Raw genomic sequence first — 13,865 nt, 5'->3', positions numbered from 1 at the left:
GGTCGCCTTCCCGGCGGTGGGTTGGCCCGCCGTCTACGTTCTGGAGATGGATAGACCATGTCTGCGAAGATCTACCGCCCCGCCAAAACCGCCATGCAGTCCGGTAAGGCGAAGACTCATCTCTGGGTTCTGGAATTCGACCAGTCGGCGCCGCGCAAGATCGATCCGATGATGGGCTACACGACATCAGGCGATACCCGCCAGCAGATCAAGCTCACCTTCGAAACGCTGGAACAGGCGGAAGCCTATGCCACCCGTGAAGGCATCGAATACCGTGTCATCCTTCCTAAGGAAGCCAAGCGCCAGACGGTGTCCTACACGGACAATTTCCGCTTCAACCGTCTGCAGCCCTGGACCCACTAAGGTCCCCCAGGTCACCTTTATTCGGTCCCTTAGCTCAGCTGGATAGAGCAAGTGCCTTCTAAGCACTAGGTCGTAGGTTCGAGCCCTACAGGGATCGCCAAACCCCATATTAAGCGATTGAAATCATTGAAGGTGCGACCAGCTAGGGCACAAGGTGCGACCTAAAATTTGTTCGCCAGCCGTTCTCCGCTGCGCCTCGCGAGGTCTCTTCGCGAGGCTTTTTGCGTGTAGTGGTTCGCCATTTCGAGATCGGCCCAGCCAAACATGGCCATCAGCTCGTGGGCGCTGGCGCCTTCCTCGGCCGCGATCGTAGCTCCGGCCTTGCGCAGGCCATGGGCGCGGCATGAGTCGGGCAGGCCTGCGGCCTTCACCTGTTTGGCAAACCAGTTTCCAAAGCTTGCGCCCGATGCGAAGGGCTTGCCGTTCTCGGTCACCAGGAAGGCGAGGTCGCCTGTCTTCGTCGCCTCGATCGAGGCCTTGAGCGGTGGCAGCAGCGCCAGTTCGACGAGGGTGTTTGTCTTCTGGGTGCGAATCGCAATCGTCGCGCCGCTGACATGCTGCCTGCCGACCAGGATCACATCGCCACGGCGGAGGCCAAGGAACAGCAACAGGTCGATCGCCAGACGGGCGCGCGTTCCGAGCTTGTGGACCTCGCGATACTGGCGCACCTGGTCGATCGTCCAGGCCTGAAAGCCATCGGTCTTGACGCGGATCTTGCGCACGCCGATGCAGGGGTTGACCTCGATGAGATCGCCATCCGCTGCCCACTTGAACAGATGCGCCATCGTCTTCAGGAAATTGTTTGCCGCGTTCGGCTTCGTGGCGCGCCTGTCCATGCCCATGCGGATCTGGGCCTTGGTGATCGTGTTGAAAGGTGCGTCGGCCCTCTTCGGATCGTCGAGGATAGTTTTCAGCATGTTTCCGCGATGGCGGCGGGTCGATGGCGCCAGCTCGGCGAATGCGGCGCTGCGCATGTATTGCTCGACCAGCCATTTCAGCGTGCCAGATCTCGCTTTGCCTGGCTTCTGTTTCTCGATCGCAGCGAGACCGGCAAGCGCCAGGTCGTAGGCGTGATTGAATTCGTCGCTGCCGTAGACGTCGGGAAGCCGGACGCGCCTTCCATCCTTTTTGAAGTACCAGACGTATTTGCCGTGGCGGGTTCTTTCCCGCGACAGATAAGGTTTGCGCGCCATATCGCTCATAGGCCCAGATCGATCTCCGGCTTAGCCTTGTCTTTTTCAGGCGAAGTTGCAAGCGGACCGCCGATCGTGATCCGCCTGCCGGCGACCTCGATCGTCACCGGCAGGCCGGATTCCTTGGCGACCTTGGCGTAGCGGTTAAGCTCGGGCGTGGTGATGATCGCTGGTCGGCTCATGTGTACATCCTCGCTTCTCCAAGGCACTTGATCCAAAACTCAGGCGTGATGACGCTCATGTCATTGTCGCGAACAAGGATCGAAAACACAGCGCCCTCGTCGCATTCCTCGTCGATCATGATCTCAACAAGGCGTTCCTGGGCGTCGTCATCGTCTCCATCTGCGAGAAGGTCGGTGATGGTCACGCATTCTTGGCAGACGACTTCGCCGCTAATCACGCGCGCTCCATCGAATGCGAAGCACTCACTGTCGCACCGTTCGCAGAAGGACCCGAAGCCTGCCCTGATCCAGTGGTGGCTTCGGATCTCATCGACCTGAAGGCCGTCCATCTTGTGGGCGCGCTCCAGTGACATGCAGGCGTCCTCAAGCGTGTAAGGCCTACCATCCAGATCGATGTCTCGACCGTGATAGGCGAGCAGCTGCCTTGCTGCATCCTCTCGACTCGTCGCGTCGAAAGGACGCCAATCAAATTCGCCGTCGTGGCCGCCGACCCAGATCGTGGTCGCCGGTGCGGCCTCGGCTGGAGCCGCGACAGGAGCGGCAATTGATGGGAGCGCTGGAGCAATTGCGAGCGCTGCAGAGCTGGTGAGAAAGGCACGACGACTGAGCATCATTCCCCCACCTCCCTCGGTTGGGGTGATGGGGTGCGCGGCATTGCGCCGAACAGGTAGCAATTCCAATTCATGCTCATGCGCCCCCAAAACTCGCGCGCTCTTGCCTCATCGGAAAAGACGGAGTTCCGGCAATCAGGATCATCGAACGTCACCAGAAATTGGCGCTCTTTGATGTCGCCGGGCTGGCACCACTCCTGCTCGATCTCAGGCTCCCACTTTGGCGCTGCTGCATCGAAGCCAATGGCTATCTGTTTCGCCGTCGCCAACCACTCGTCTGTCGTGATCGCATTGGGCTTAAGGCACACGCAGCTGGAACCGGGCCACATGCCAGGCGTCTCTTTGACCAAGAGCGCAACCTTTTCATCAAGGCGGTCTTGGATAAACCAGCCGTCCGGAAGCCCGTCGCGGATAATGCGATCGCTGAACTCGCGCTTACCCATGGTCCGATCCCTCCGTGATGCCGAGAAGATAGTCGGTGCTGACGTGGAAGAATGCGGCCAGCCTCATCAGAGTGGGGATCGATGGCTCGCCGCGTCCGCGCTCAAGGTTCGCAATCTGTGGGCGCGAAATGCCGGCAGCGTTCGCGACCTCGTCTTGTGTGAGCGCCCGATCAGTACGAAGCGTGGTTAGTCGGGTTGAAAGGCTGGCCACTATGCGGCCGGTGCCTTGGCAGTATGGGCAAACGTCAGCCATTGTCCTTGCCCTCCGTGGTGGCGAGGGCGGGCAGCAGCGCGTCGATGTCATATTGCTCTACACCAGCGGCCTTGAGCTTTTCGACTGAACCTAAGCCGGCGCTATCGATGATCTGCGTGGCGATGACTTCCTTACCCCAGCAGCGCATAACGATGGCCGCAGCCATGGCCATACCGACCCCTACGCTGCGTTCGTCCACCTCCACATGTGTTGAGGGTGGTGGGGCCGGGTGCGCATGCAAAGGCTTGGCGCCATCGATCTCGGCATAAAGGAACGTGTCGGCCGCGCTGCCTTCAGGAAGCTCTTCGCCGTTTTCGAGATCGACAACGGGGCAGCCTTGCAAGCATTCGGCATGACAGATCCCCATCTCGATGTCGCTTGCGCACACGTCTTCGGGCTTGAACTCGATGTTGCAGACCGGGCAGCGCAGGGCGTCGGCCTCCGGTCGAACAGGGTCGATCTCCACCAGCTTCAATGCCGAGGCAGGATAGATCTGCGCCGGGCCGTTGGTCATATCGAGTTGGACACAGATCCCGTCAGGTGTCTGATCGGTGCTGTAGTGGCCGACGACGAACCCACGCCACCACGAACCCGAGTGCTTGAAAACCTGCTGCCGGATCTTGAAAGCGGAATTCTCGTTTGCCGGCACTGCGCGGCGGTTCCAGTCTCGGCCATGACCGAACTCTTCTCCAGTCTCCAGAGAGCATCCGCAGTGATTGCACCGGTAGATTGTCGAGAAGCTGCGATTCCCAAGTCGTTCGATATGGGCCTCGCCGCCGCAGAAGGGGCAGGGCAGGAGTTGTTCTCTCATCACGCCCTCCCGATCTGGCGCGGCTGGCCCTCGAAGCGAGCGACCATCTCCTTCAGCGCGACGACAACATCCTCGCGATTGCCGTTGGAAATGTAGTCGACGCGGTTGCCGGGCTGGCCGTCGAAGGGGAAAAGCAGCACAACAAAGCCGACTGACTTCGGACTTCCCTTGGGGTTCACGGTTTCATCGATCGCCGATGCAATCGCCTTCATCACGTCTTTCGTGTCTGTCATCTCGCTCTCCTCTTGAAACTGCCGTACAGGTCCAGCCAGCGCCTGGCGGCTTCGGGGTCGTGGTCAAGCTCGGCGCGGCTTCCGATCTGCAGCATCGAGCGGACGTGATTGTCGACGCGGATCTGGTCCGAGATATCGGCGCCGTGGATCTCGTGCAGCCAGTGCTTGAAATCCGGCTTGGCACACTGGATTGCGCAGTTCTGGGCGTGGCTGAAAGGCTTCTTCGCCTTCGGGTCCGGCTGGCCCTTGAGGCTGCGGATCTCGGCGCGCAGCTGTTCGTTCGCCCATTTGAGATAGCGGCCGCCGGCGACCAGCGCGCGGACCATCTGGGCGCCGCGCACGACCATTTCGCGATCGGCGTAGCTGATCTCTTCCGTAAGGATCAGGATGGGCCTTGCATCGGCACCGTTGTCGCCTTCGACGAGGATTTCCGTGCGGCCTTCCTCGAAATTGCGGAAACCCTGCCAGCCATAGGACAGAACCGGCTCAAGCTCCCGCGCGCGGGAGCACAGAGCCTTTTCCGCGTCGGTGAGGCGGCGGGGTTCGGGGTCTGGCTGGTTCGGCTGCGCAGCGCTTGCCATCATTGCGCCTCACGCCCAGGCACGCTCCGGAACCTCATCACCTGCAGCACGAAGATGTCTGTCTCGATGCCTACGGGAACGATGACGATAGGCGTGGCCGCGTCAGTGAAATAAATGCGCACCCGGTCTGTGCCGATACTGGAAAGCAGTTTGAGCAGCTGCGCACCGTTGATGCCAACCTGGAAGTCGATCGGCGCTGACACCTCACAGGCAACTTCTTCGACGGCGATGCCGCCCGTCTCTCCGACCAGGTCGAGCTGTATGCCGCTCGATGTCACGACAACGCGCATGGCGTCGTGCTTCTGGTCATCAATAACGATATTCACCCGCCTGACTGCAGCCGTAAGCTCGACGGTCGCCGCTTCGACGAACTGCGTTCGGGTGGGCGAGATAACGCCTTCGTATCCCGGATAGGTGCCATCTATCAGCTTCGAGATCATGGTGACACCATCGCGCCGCGCCATGATCAGCGCATCACTCGTCGCCAGGCTGCAGCCGCGCAGCGCGCCATCAAACATCTTGCGCAGGCTATCGACAGCCCTCGGCGGAACGATGACGTGGGGGTAGCTGTAGCGCCGCTCGGGCAGCCTTGGCTCGGGAATGGCAGGGCAGTGGATACGCGCCAGGCTGATGCCGTCGGTCGCGACAAGCGTCAGGACTTCGTGCTTGCCGATCTTGCTCGCATGGAAACACATGCCAGCGAGATAGGCGCGATCATCACGCTTGTTGAAGGCGAAGCTGGCATTGCTGATGCCGCGAGACAGTTCGTTGCCATCGACGTCATACCAGTCTGCGCCGTCGCCCGTCCCGATGCACGGGAAGTCTTGCGCCGGAAGGAAGGGGATCGACAGATTTGCCTTGCCAGAACGTATTGAAACCTGGTCGTTGAAGCGACCTGATCCGAATATGATCTCGCCACTTTCGGGCAGGCTGGATGATAGAGCTTTTAGCCGATCGCCGGGAAGACAGAAGCTGGCATGTCCGACAGACTCGAACACCTCGCACTCGGCATCTACCTGCAGATCCAGGTTGGATGCCCGCAGAACAAGGACGTCATCAGCGACTGAGAACATGACATGCCCGAGAATCGGGATCGTGCTGCCAAAATCCACTGCGCCCATGACCATACCTAGCGCCCGTCGAAAATCAGAGTGGTGCGCACGGAACCAGACTTCAGCCATGGGCCGCATCCTGCCGGGTGCCGCAGAGGTTCGACAGCCTGATCTCCATATGGGGGGGGCGCAGTTCAGCAGCATCGCCGAGGAAATCATAGAACCTTTGCAGCAGCTGCTCGGAGCCTTCGCCATCAGCGATCGCGCGATAGATCTGTGCGGCCTCGGCGCGTTCCAAATCATCAAGACGAATGGACGTCATTGGTCATCTCCTTCACGATCCAGTTGATGAAGTCGGCGGCTGTTGCCGTTCGGGGCGGGGCGTTGCGCCAATCAAGTTCATGGTTTGAGCGCAGGCCCTTCTGCAGCTCTTCCTCGATTGTGATCAGCAGCTCGATCAGTTCGAGACTGTCGTCCCAGAGTTCGGCACAGGTCGTCGCCAGCCGGACGGGTGCGGCGCCGGGGCGCAGCTTCTTGTGAGCATTGATGAGCGCATCAATCACGCGCTCTCGCAGGGCAGCGGATGCGGGTGTTTCACGCATTGCCGTTGCCCCGCTGGTAAAGCCATTCCTCGATCGCGCGCTTGAAGGCCGCGTCGGCAGGGCGGGTTCCGCATGCGAGGCAGCGCAGTTTCAGCAGCTCCAGGCAGAGCATGACGGCGCGGGCCAGCGTGCTGCCCTCGGCGATGCTGCCGAGGCGCGGGGTGGCGGTGCCGGCTCCGGCGTTGCAAAGCCCGGCCTGGATCTCGTCTGAGACTGTATCGACCAGGCGCTCGGCTTCGGTGAGGATGGCCCCGGCTTCCTTGTTGGGCGCGCGAGGGGCTGCCTTTCGGCGGGAGCGGAGATCAATAACCACGCACGGATTAAAGCTCATAGTTGCCACCCCTCGCGCACCAGCTTGCGGCGCCGCTCGCTAAGCTTGAGAAATTCGCCGAATGTTTCGCTGCCATCGCGCTGCAGAAAGTCGCGGTATCGCTGCTTGGATGCGGAGAGCTTCGGCGGTGGCGGGCTTTCGGCCTTTACGGCGACCTTGCCGGCCTCGGTGACCCAGAACATGTCGTCGCCGCCGAACATCTCGACACGGGCGCGCTGCTGCATGAAACCAAGGGCGACCAGGGCCATACAGTCCGGATGATCCTTGCTGCCTTCACCGGTCACAAAGCGGTTGCGATACATGCTGCCCTGGCCGTGTTCGTCCAGGCCAAGAGCATGCTGCAGGACGTGGAGTTGCGCAGGCGTCATGCGTCACCTTCCTTGCCGTCCGACGTGCGGCTGACCTTGATCTTGGTGATCAGCGCTTTCGGGTGAATTTCGAGCAGCCTGGACCGGGCCTCGACGGGCGTTTCGGCCGGGATCGAGCGGATGTCGGGCAGGCCATCGGCGCGGGTGAAGTGGACGTTGAAGCGTTTCATGCTGCACCGCCTGTCTCGTCCAGGGGAACGACGATGGTTTCTTCGTTGCGGCTGATGGCAAAAGCCCAGCTTTCCCACGCGAGGTCGTGAGCCTTCTGCCATTCCTCGCACGCGGCGCGAATGCGGGCGTGCAGATCCTTCTTCAGAGCCTCGGCGCAAACGAAGATCTCGTCGCTGTCGGGATTGCCGAAATCCCATCCGGAGGCGCTGTCCTCTATGTTCTCAAACAAGTCTTCGACATCGTGGGGGATGGCATAGTCTGCGATGCGCAGGTCGAACTTCGATGCTTCGACGATGTAAAAGAACAGGCGGGGTGTGCCGTCCTCGCTCAGCTCTTCCCCCATGCGCTCGGCGGTCGCTGCGGCGATCACAGCCTCGCGGGTGCGTGCCTTGATGGTGTAGGCCTCAGCGTCGGCGCTGGCATACCAGCGGAATTCGGTGTGGCCGGCCATCACAAACCTCCGCGCAAATATCCCGCCGTGGCATAGGTGCCGAGCGGGATGCGGGAGGACCATTGCTTGCCCTCGTCGATCGGAACCGACCGGGCAATGAGCAAAGCCAGAAGGGCGACGAAGAGGACGCCCATGACGACGAGGACGAGGCCTGCGCCGGCACGGATGACGCTTTCGGTTCGGTTTCTGTTGCGCATGGCTCAGATCCCCGTGACCAGGCGGCCGAGCAGCCAGACGCCGGCGAGGCCGGCAAGGGTGTAGTGCAGGGCGATTAGGATATCGGCGATGCCGATGGCGCGCTCCATGGCGGCGATCGTCTCTCGGGCGCGCTGGGCAACCTTTTCATAGGCCATCATCTCGGCTTCGAGTTCTGCCTCGATGTTGACGGGCTCGGCCATGACGACTTCGGCAGGGATGAGCGGCTGGCCCTGGCGGGTGGTCCGGGTGAGGGTGAGGATCTGGGCCATCGGTTCAGCTCCGCTTGACGAAGCGGCGGCGGGCGATGCCGCGTGCTTCCGTGGCAAAGCGGCTGATGATCGCGGGCGAAAAATTGCGGGCGATCAGCGCTTCCTCGGTCACGGGCTCGCCGCTTCCGCCCAGTTCGCAGATGGCATCGGCCAGCCGGTCGACGACGGAACGTCGGCAGGACTGGCGGGCGGGTTCGGGTGTCGGCAATGGCATGCGGGCAAATTCGATCATGGGTTTTCTCCGATCCATTCGGGAAGCCGCAGCCCGCTTGGGAGGGCTTGGGCGCGTCGGCGGACGGGCCGAGGCTGCGGCGACCGGAAGGGAACTGCCTTCGGGAAAGGGACTGTCGCCGCCGGCCCCGTGGGGGAGGAGAGGGAGTAAGGGCCGGCGGCGACAGGTCTTGCGTCAACCGCAGCTGGGAGGAGGATTGCTGCGGATGAGCCAAAATAGGCAAATTCCTATCTTCCCGTCAATAGGTAAAATAGGATTATGCCTATCGTGTGCGCGGCCTAGGAGGATTGGATGCTGCGGCGATTACTGCCGGGCGCGAAACTGGTCGAGGGTTAGCCCATCGACGGACGCGAGATCTGGGATGATTCGCCCGTCTGGGCGATTAAGACGGATGACGCATTCCGAGCGCTTGGCGACGATTGTCGCATCCGTTGCGGTGGCTTCGTAGTCGATGATGAAAGTTATGATCCGTGGACGGAATGTGCCCTCATCGAATTCCGCAAGTCGTCGTTGAATCATGGTGGGCCTGACACCAAGCGCCTTGAGGTGGCTTTCAACCTCAGTTCGATCCATGTCGTGCTGGTCGCGCGTGAACGCTCCCCTTCGAAATAGGGACGGGACCGGCTGTCTCTGAGAGATCGAGTAGTCGCATGCTGCCAGTTCTTCTTGATCGCTGGCGGATGATGGCCCTGCCAGACAGATAAGCACTGGCAAAGCGACCATCCTTCTCATGTTGTGAAGCGTCCCACGAAGCGACCGATGATGTGGATCTCGTCGAGTGTCAGTTCTCGATCGGTGTGCCTTGGGTTGTCGGACGATACGCGAACTCGGATCGGATCTTCTCCTGGGCGAGACGCCACTTCAAGCCGTTTTACGACAACGCCGCCGAACTCATCTGCTAGCGCATACACACCAGGCGGGGAGGGTACGCGGTGTCGGGTATCGATGAACACGATGTCGCCGTCGCAAATGGTCGGGTGCATCGAGTCGCCCTGTGCTGGGAAGCAAGCGACCGCCGACGGCTGCAAGCCCATTCGATTTAAGACGCGTTCTGGCAGCTGCCAATAATCGCGGATTGCCTCCCGCGCGAATGAGATTCCGTTATGGCTCGACATCTCAATGGTGGCCAGTCCACCGCCGCCAAGTCCTGCCACGAGATCAATCTCGGGGATCATTTTCGATTTTTCGGGCGCAGCGTTGGTTAGCTTTTTTCCGCCCAACTGATCCTCCGGTATATCCAGCAAGTCTGCCAGCTTTTCGCGGTCGGCTTCCTTGAGGTGCGCCGGCACATTCCGTTCGAGAAATTGCTGGATATATGCCGGATTTCGGCCAATGCGCTCGGAGACCTCCTTGTAGGTGAGGTTGCGCTCTTCGATCCGCTTCTTGAGGGTTTTGCGAATGATGTCCATGGGAATTCCCTTGCATAGGAATTGACATCTGGCGAATAGGAATATACCTATCAAAATAGTGATAGTCCTATTGGAGTCTGCGATGTCAGACATCGAGACCTTTCGAGCCAAGATTGAAGGTTATCTGGAAAGCCGGGAAATGAGCCCAACTCAGTTTGGGAAGCGTTTTGCTGGCGATCCGCTTTTCGTCTTCCAGCTTCGAGCGGGACGTGAGCCTCGCTATTCGACACGTCAGAAGATCCTGACAGCGATTGATGAAACACAGGAGGCTGCCGAATGAGCGCGCCTCTTTTCCCTTCCGATGGCACGGTGATGGCATCGGCAAGAGCCCTGCTGCGGCGGATGTTTGCAGTCGCCGCCAATGACCGCGCTGACGTCGCGGCAGGACCTGATTTGCGTTCCCTGGTGCGCGGCTTCTTCCAGTCGGCCCGGCCAACTGCCCGGAGCGGGATGCCTGGCCATGTGCCGGCGTTCCAGCGGACTGCTCCGGGCGCTTTCTATTCCCGATCCGGCCGCGCGCCCGTACCCGCGCTGGCTGGTTGTGGCGGACGGGCGGGCGGTGTTGCGGTTGCGCCGCCCGCCCGTCATGCCGTGTTTGCGCCTTGTGCATGCGGGCCTCCATGACCTGAACCATGCCGGCACCTTACGCGGCGTGAGGCCAGCCATCACCGAATGAGTTTTGAAGCTTGATTCCTTGACTTTGCGAGGGGGTTTTCGTGCGCGCTGTTTCCGACAAAGACCTGAAGACCTTGAAGGCCGCGACGCGGCTTTCGGTGACGCGCGCCGGCGGCTCCGATGCTTTCGAGCATGTGACCCGCGTTCGCCAGGGGCAGATCTCGAAATACGGGCTGGCCAGCGACGAACACATGGCCTCGTTCATGCCGATCGACGTTGCGCTGGAAGCGGACATCGAGGGCGGATCGCCGGTCATCGTCGAGGCGATGGCCAAGCTGCTCGGCTATCGCCTGGTGCGCGAGGATGTGCCTGAGCCGGAAACGGGGCTGACCCATCGCGACATCTCGGCGCTGAACGCCGAAGCCGGAGACGTAACACGGCTGGCGATCGAGGCGCTGGACGACGGGCGGCTGGATGCGCGCGAAAAGCGCGACCTGATGGAACAGTTGGCGGAACTGAAAGCCCAGATCGCCGCCGTCGAGGGCAAGATCGGGGGTGGGGCGTGAGCGTTCATCCTGTTGACCTCATCGCCAATCTTGAGCCCGCCCGCGTGATCGAACGCGCGGCATTGCCTGTTGTGCGCGGCGTCGAGCTGATGGCCATGGCGGATATCGAGAAAGCAACACTGAACAAGCGCGACTGGCGCCGCCTGACGGGCATTCAGGGGCGGGATTTTGGCGGCATCATTGTTTTCGCACGCAAGGGGGCAAGGGGATGAACGCCAACCACCTCGCCCCCGGATGGTCGACGGCGGATGCCGCCGCATTGAAGACGCTCTGGTTCGCCGGGGCGACCGAGGAAGAGATCGCCGAGGCGCTTGGAAAGACAAAAGGGCAGGTGAGCGGGCGAGTAAACCGCCATCGCGACGCCTTTGGCTTTCGACAGAAGCGGGCAGCCGAAAAGAACCGGGGCAAGATGGTCGACCAGGTCTGGCAGGAGAACCGGCCATGAGCGGCACGCTGGTCTGCCTCATCGATTTCCTTGGCACCCGCACGTCCTGCCCGGTCTGTGGCGCCGGGCGGCGAGCGACGGATCTGCCGACGCAGTGGGCCGCGCACCGGGCGATGTTTACCTGCGAGGCCGAGTTTGCGGCGCGGGGTGAGGCAATCATTGCCGAGCGTGCCTGCTCGGATCGATCAAAGATTGCGGCGGTTTTCTGGACGAAGGAAGCGACAGGGTATGCGAAGCCTGCACCTCAAGACGAGGGGGACGGGGCATGACGGACGCATCCGCAGGGACCGCACCGCTTTTCGTGTCGAAAGTCTTCCATTGGCAAATTCTGCTGGCCAAGCAGGCGCGAATGGAGCGTGTGTTGCGCCTGTTCCATGTCGAGCACCTGTCGACCTTCTGCATCGCCGAAAAACTCGATGTGAGCGAAGCTGTTGTCTGCGCGCTGCTCGATGAAGCAGACAGGGGGCGGTGATGAATTCGCTAGCCGTTCTCGAATCCTCGGAACTGGTTGCCACGATCGAACGTGCGCGGGCGCATCTCGATGCTGGCGACGTGCAGGCGGCCTTGATGCTGTCGTCCGCCGCCTATGCCCAAGCAAAGGCGGCGGGCGGTTATGCGAGCCGGGTCAAGGTCAGCCGAGACCTGATTGACAAGGCCAAGCGGATGCAGGCCGACGCGCTTAAAATCGAAAGCATCTGCTACTGCCGGATGGCCGACGCGGTCGACGAAGCGCAAGCCAAGGGCGCCATCTCAAAGGGTGGTCGGCCGAAAACCATTTCAGACGATAAGGGTTTTCGCCTCGAAGATGTTGGGCTGGATAGCCAGCGCCTGCACGCGGCGCGACAGATCCGCGATGCCGAACGCGCGGAACCCGGCTTTATCGACCGTGTCGTCGAAGCGCGGATTGAGGAGGGGCTGGACCCCAGCCGGGCCAGCGTGAAGAACGCGGCCGGTCATGCGATCGGCACCAAGACCGCGACGAAGGATGAGCGGGGCGACGATCTCTACGAGACGCCGATCGAGGCGATGCGGGTTCTGCTCGCGCTTGAAAGCTTTGGTCTCGGTGTGGTCGAGCCCAGTGTCGGCCGTGGCGCCATCCTGCGGCCGCTTGAGGCGGCGGGTTATGAGGTGGCGATTTCCGACCTGGTCGATCGCGGTACGGTCACCCAGCATGGCGAGCCGCAGGGGGTGGGGGATTTTCTGCTTTCGCAGGGGCCAAGTGCACTCTGGTCTCATGGACCCGACATCGTCACCAACCCGCCCTATGGCGTGGCGAACGCCTATATTGCCCACGCGATCCGGACGCACCGGCCGGGCAAGATTGCGATGCTGCTCAATCTGAACTTTCTGGCCGGCTTCGACGATGCCGACCGTTGCTTCGTCATGGACGAAAACCCACCGAGCCGGATCTATGTCTTCACCCGCCGCCTGCCGATGATGCATCGCGACGGATGGGAGGGAAACAAGGCTTCCAGTCAGATGAACACGGCCTGGTTCATCTGGGAGCGAAACCTCGACGGCAGCTATGGCCAGGGCTTTCCCGAGGTGATCCGGATTGACTGGAAACGGTTCGAAACCGCCGAGCCGCTGGCGCCGGGCGAGGGGACGCATGTCTCACCTTTGACCTTTGCCGAGGCGGAGGAGGATTTCACCCGCACGACGCAGCGCAAGACGCTGGACGAGCGGGTGAGCGAGGTCATGGACGCGGCTCTTGGCTGGATCCGCGACACACCTGCCACCTTTGAGGCGCGCGATTTGCGCATTGCCATTGGCGTGCGGGATTCGACGGCCTGCGAAATCATCAACCGGCTGGCCGGAGAGGGGCGCGTGCACCGCCTTGAGGACGGCTGGGCATGGGCTGGCGACGCACACAAGGCGGTGGCGGCATGACATCCCGTCTCGAATTCGGTCCTCAAATGCTGGCGCTCTTCCTGCAGGCACACGTGGTTTATGCCGGTGTCTCTGGCGCATCGCTGCCGGTCAGCCAGCGCAAGCTGGATGGACCGCGCAAGGCGGCGGAGCACGAGGAGGAGCGGCGGCTGGCCAAGGCGGCCGGGCTCTCGGTCGAAACGCTCCGCCAGGCCGCCCGCTGCAGCCACAAGGTGACGTTGGACGAGCGCACCGCGCTTTGGCTGTCGATGGAAATCAACCCCTACATCCACCAAAGGAGCGCGGCATGAGCGACGCTGACAGCAGCCTTGCGCAATTCGACTGGTTTGCCTTCCGGCTGGCGCTGCGCAGTGCAGCCTTCAGCGACGGGCGAAGCCAGGCGGAGATGGCCGCAGACGCGGGCGTGACCAGCTCCGACTTCTCCCGGCTGATGGGTGGGCATCACCTGTCCATAGCGAAGGTGATTGCCGCCTGCGACTGGATGGATCGGGATCTGCGCAGCTTCTATCGCGCGCCACCGGTGCAAGGGAAATCAAGGGCTTGCAGTGCGGGCAACGTGAAACATTCGGCCGTGAAACATGAGGTGCGGGCGTGAA

29 protein-coding genes and 1 tRNA gene are annotated in these 13,865 nt (G+C 61.6%); 11 read left to right on the top strand and 19 right to left on the bottom strand.

Features of this window, described 5'->3' with window-relative positions; all coding sequences use genetic code 11:
- The first annotated feature begins 57 nt into the window (after positions 1–57).
- A complete protein-coding gene (locus tag DMY87_RS18335; protein WP_110793098.1) occupies positions 58–363 on the top strand; it encodes an ETC complex I subunit in 306 nt (101 codons plus the stop codon).
- 23 nt (positions 364–386) lie between these two features.
- Positions 387–463: transfer RNA gene (locus DMY87_RS18330), tRNA-Arg, on the top strand.
- Between the two features lie 61 nt (positions 464–524).
- Here the strand turns inward: DMY87_RS18330 and DMY87_RS18325 are convergent.
- The 19 genes from DMY87_RS18325 to DMY87_RS18245 form a co-directional block, all read right to left on the bottom strand.
- Positions 525–1,565 (bottom strand): site-specific integrase, encoded by a 1,041-nt coding sequence (locus tag DMY87_RS18325; protein WP_110793097.1) that lies wholly within the window; start codon positions 1,563–1,565, stop codon positions 525–527.
- Positions 1,562–1,738, bottom strand: a complete 177-nt coding sequence (locus DMY87_RS24255) for a hypothetical protein (protein ID WP_165826337.1) — start codon at positions 1,736–1,738, stop codon at positions 1,562–1,564. The genes DMY87_RS18325 and DMY87_RS24255 overlap by 4 nt, the downstream gene beginning before the upstream one ends.
- Complete coding sequence (locus DMY87_RS18320; protein WP_110793096.1) at positions 1,735–2,352, bottom strand: hypothetical protein; 618 nt, start codon at positions 2,350–2,352, stop codon at positions 1,735–1,737. The genes DMY87_RS24255 and DMY87_RS18320 overlap by 4 nt, the downstream gene beginning before the upstream one ends.
- Complete coding sequence (locus DMY87_RS18315; RefSeq protein WP_110793095.1) at positions 2,349–2,792, bottom strand: hypothetical protein; 444 nt, start codon at positions 2,790–2,792, stop codon at positions 2,349–2,351. Before DMY87_RS18315 ends, DMY87_RS18320 begins: the two co-directional genes overlap by 4 nt.
- Entirely contained in the window at positions 2,785–3,045 is a 261-nt protein-coding gene (locus DMY87_RS24650; RefSeq protein WP_165826335.1) for a helix-turn-helix domain-containing protein, read from the bottom strand. Before DMY87_RS24650 ends, DMY87_RS18315 begins: the two co-directional genes overlap by 8 nt.
- Positions 3,038–3,856: a hypothetical protein gene (locus DMY87_RS18305; protein ID WP_110793093.1), complete on the bottom strand. Its 819-nt coding sequence runs from the start codon at positions 3,854–3,856 to the stop codon at positions 3,038–3,040. Before DMY87_RS18305 ends, DMY87_RS24650 begins: the two co-directional genes overlap by 8 nt.
- Positions 3,856–4,089 (bottom strand): hypothetical protein, encoded by a 234-nt coding sequence (locus DMY87_RS18300; RefSeq protein WP_110793092.1) that lies wholly within the window; start codon positions 4,087–4,089, stop codon positions 3,856–3,858. Before DMY87_RS18300 ends, DMY87_RS18305 begins: the two co-directional genes overlap by 1 nt.
- The gene (locus DMY87_RS18295) at positions 4,086–4,673 is read right to left on the bottom strand and encodes a hypothetical protein (RefSeq protein ID WP_133253039.1); all 588 of its coding nucleotides are present in this window, start codon (positions 4,671–4,673) and stop codon (positions 4,086–4,088) included. Before DMY87_RS18295 ends, DMY87_RS18300 begins: the two co-directional genes overlap by 4 nt.
- Positions 4,670–5,851 (bottom strand): DNA polymerase III subunit beta, encoded by a 1,182-nt coding sequence (gene dnaN / locus DMY87_RS18290; RefSeq protein ID WP_165826334.1) that lies wholly within the window; start codon positions 5,849–5,851, stop codon positions 4,670–4,672. Before dnaN ends, DMY87_RS18295 begins: the two co-directional genes overlap by 4 nt.
- On the bottom strand, positions 5,844–6,044 hold the full coding sequence (locus DMY87_RS24250; RefSeq protein WP_165826332.1) for a hypothetical protein: 201 nt from the start codon (positions 6,042–6,044) through the stop codon (positions 5,844–5,846). The genes dnaN and DMY87_RS24250 overlap by 8 nt, the downstream gene beginning before the upstream one ends.
- Positions 6,025–6,324, bottom strand: coding sequence for a hypothetical protein (locus DMY87_RS18285; protein WP_110793089.1), 300 nt, complete (start codon positions 6,322–6,324; stop codon positions 6,025–6,027). Before DMY87_RS18285 ends, DMY87_RS24250 begins: the two co-directional genes overlap by 20 nt.
- Positions 6,317–6,655, bottom strand: a complete 339-nt coding sequence (locus DMY87_RS18280) for a hypothetical protein (protein ID WP_110793088.1) — start codon at positions 6,653–6,655, stop codon at positions 6,317–6,319. The genes DMY87_RS18285 and DMY87_RS18280 overlap by 8 nt, the downstream gene beginning before the upstream one ends.
- A complete protein-coding gene (locus DMY87_RS18275) occupies positions 6,652–7,023 on the bottom strand; it encodes a hypothetical protein (protein WP_110793087.1) in 372 nt (123 codons plus the stop codon). Before DMY87_RS18275 ends, DMY87_RS18280 begins: the two co-directional genes overlap by 4 nt.
- Positions 7,020–7,193, bottom strand: a complete 174-nt coding sequence (locus DMY87_RS24245; RefSeq protein ID WP_165826331.1) for a hypothetical protein — start codon at positions 7,191–7,193, stop codon at positions 7,020–7,022. The genes DMY87_RS18275 and DMY87_RS24245 overlap by 4 nt, the downstream gene beginning before the upstream one ends.
- A complete protein-coding gene (locus tag DMY87_RS18270; protein WP_110793086.1) occupies positions 7,190–7,645 on the bottom strand; it encodes a hypothetical protein in 456 nt (151 codons plus the stop codon). The genes DMY87_RS24245 and DMY87_RS18270 overlap by 4 nt, the downstream gene beginning before the upstream one ends.
- Positions 7,645–7,842 carry a hypothetical protein gene (locus DMY87_RS18265; RefSeq protein ID WP_110793085.1) on the bottom strand — a complete coding sequence of 66 codons (198 nt, stop codon included), beginning with the start codon at positions 7,840–7,842 and terminating at the stop codon, positions 7,645–7,647. Before DMY87_RS18265 ends, DMY87_RS18270 begins: the two co-directional genes overlap by 1 nt.
- Before the next feature lie 3 nt (positions 7,843–7,845).
- Positions 7,846–8,112: a hypothetical protein gene (locus tag DMY87_RS18260; protein ID WP_110793084.1), complete on the bottom strand. Its 267-nt coding sequence runs from the start codon at positions 8,110–8,112 to the stop codon at positions 7,846–7,848.
- A 4-nt stretch (positions 8,113–8,116) separates the two neighbouring features.
- Positions 8,117–8,344, bottom strand: a complete 228-nt coding sequence (locus tag DMY87_RS18255; RefSeq protein ID WP_110793083.1) for a hypothetical protein — start codon at positions 8,342–8,344, stop codon at positions 8,117–8,119.
- 728 nt (positions 8,345–9,072) lie between these two features.
- Positions 9,073–9,753 (bottom strand): LexA family transcriptional regulator, encoded by a 681-nt coding sequence (locus DMY87_RS18245; RefSeq protein ID WP_165826329.1) that lies wholly within the window; start codon positions 9,751–9,753, stop codon positions 9,073–9,075.
- 82 nt (positions 9,754–9,835) lie between these two features.
- Between DMY87_RS18245 and DMY87_RS18240 the strand changes: the two genes are divergently transcribed.
- The 9 genes from DMY87_RS18240 to DMY87_RS18200 all read left to right on the top strand — a co-directional run bounded on the left by DMY87_RS18240 (position 9,836) and on the right by DMY87_RS18200 (position 13,864).
- Positions 9,836–10,033, top strand: coding sequence for a hypothetical protein (locus DMY87_RS18240; RefSeq protein ID WP_110793279.1), 198 nt, complete (start codon positions 9,836–9,838; stop codon positions 10,031–10,033).
- 436 nt (positions 10,034–10,469) lie between these two features.
- A complete protein-coding gene (locus DMY87_RS18235; RefSeq protein WP_110793080.1) occupies positions 10,470–10,934 on the top strand; it encodes a phage regulatory CII family protein in 465 nt (154 codons plus the stop codon).
- On the top strand, positions 10,931–11,146 hold the full coding sequence (locus tag DMY87_RS18230; RefSeq protein WP_110793079.1) for a hypothetical protein: 216 nt from the start codon (positions 10,931–10,933) through the stop codon (positions 11,144–11,146). Before DMY87_RS18235 ends, DMY87_RS18230 begins: the two co-directional genes overlap by 4 nt.
- Positions 11,143–11,379 carry a hypothetical protein gene (locus DMY87_RS18225; RefSeq protein WP_110793078.1) on the top strand — a complete coding sequence of 79 codons (237 nt, stop codon included), beginning with the start codon at positions 11,143–11,145 and terminating at the stop codon, positions 11,377–11,379. Before DMY87_RS18230 ends, DMY87_RS18225 begins: the two co-directional genes overlap by 4 nt.
- The gene (locus DMY87_RS18220) at positions 11,376–11,648 is read left to right on the top strand and encodes a hypothetical protein (RefSeq protein WP_110793077.1); all 273 of its coding nucleotides are present in this window, start codon (positions 11,376–11,378) and stop codon (positions 11,646–11,648) included. The genes DMY87_RS18225 and DMY87_RS18220 overlap by 4 nt, the downstream gene beginning before the upstream one ends.
- Positions 11,645–11,851: a hypothetical protein gene (locus DMY87_RS18215; protein WP_110793076.1), complete on the top strand. Its 207-nt coding sequence runs from the start codon at positions 11,645–11,647 to the stop codon at positions 11,849–11,851. Before DMY87_RS18220 ends, DMY87_RS18215 begins: the two co-directional genes overlap by 4 nt.
- Positions 11,851–13,269, top strand: a complete 1,419-nt coding sequence (locus DMY87_RS18210) for a hypothetical protein (RefSeq protein ID WP_205908197.1) — start codon at positions 11,851–11,853, stop codon at positions 13,267–13,269. Before DMY87_RS18215 ends, DMY87_RS18210 begins: the two co-directional genes overlap by 1 nt.
- Positions 13,266–13,559 carry a hypothetical protein gene (locus tag DMY87_RS18205; RefSeq protein WP_133253036.1) on the top strand — a complete coding sequence of 98 codons (294 nt, stop codon included), beginning with the start codon at positions 13,266–13,268 and terminating at the stop codon, positions 13,557–13,559. Before DMY87_RS18210 ends, DMY87_RS18205 begins: the two co-directional genes overlap by 4 nt.
- On the top strand, positions 13,556–13,864 hold the full coding sequence (locus DMY87_RS18200; RefSeq protein WP_110793074.1) for a hypothetical protein: 309 nt from the start codon (positions 13,556–13,558) through the stop codon (positions 13,862–13,864). The genes DMY87_RS18205 and DMY87_RS18200 overlap by 4 nt, the downstream gene beginning before the upstream one ends.
- Position 13,865: the final 1 nt, after the last annotated feature.

The organism is Peteryoungia wuzhouensis (genome assembly GCF_003205195.1).
GTDB lineage: Bacteria > Pseudomonadota > Alphaproteobacteria > Rhizobiales > Rhizobiaceae > Allorhizobium > Allorhizobium wuzhouense.
The sequence above is the reverse complement of the archived record's forward strand: the minus strand, read 5'-3'. Positions and strand labels throughout refer to the sequence as shown.